General features: G+C 52.1%; 1 rRNA gene. It reads left to right on the forward strand.

Going from position 1 to position 384, the window contains the following annotated elements:
* Positions 1 to 32 precede the first annotated feature (32 nt).
* Positions 33 to 384 (forward strand): 23S ribosomal RNA (locus tag ACQUTD_RS21600); the annotation flags it as partial.

Raw genomic sequence — 384 nt, forward strand, 5'->3', positions numbered from 1 at the left:
GCAATCAGAAGTGAAACATCTTCGGGTTGTGAGGTTAAGCGACTAAGCGTACACGGTGGATGCCCTGGCAGTCAGAGGCGATGAAGGGCGTGCTAATCTGCGATAAGCGCCGGTAAGGTGATATGAACCGTTATAACCGGCGATACCCGAATGGGGAAACCCAGTGCAATCCGTTGCACTATCATGTCATGAATACATAGTGGCATGAGGCGAACCGGGGGAACTGAAACATCTAAGTACCCCGAGGAAAAGAAATCAACCGAGATTCCCCCAGTAGCGGCGAGCGAACGGGGAGGAGCCCAGAACCTGAATCAGCATGTGTGTTAGTGGAAGCGTCTGGAAAGTCGCAGGGTACAGGGTGATACTCCCGTACACAAAAATGCA

This window comes from Enterobacter sp. K510 (assembly GCF_055804875.1).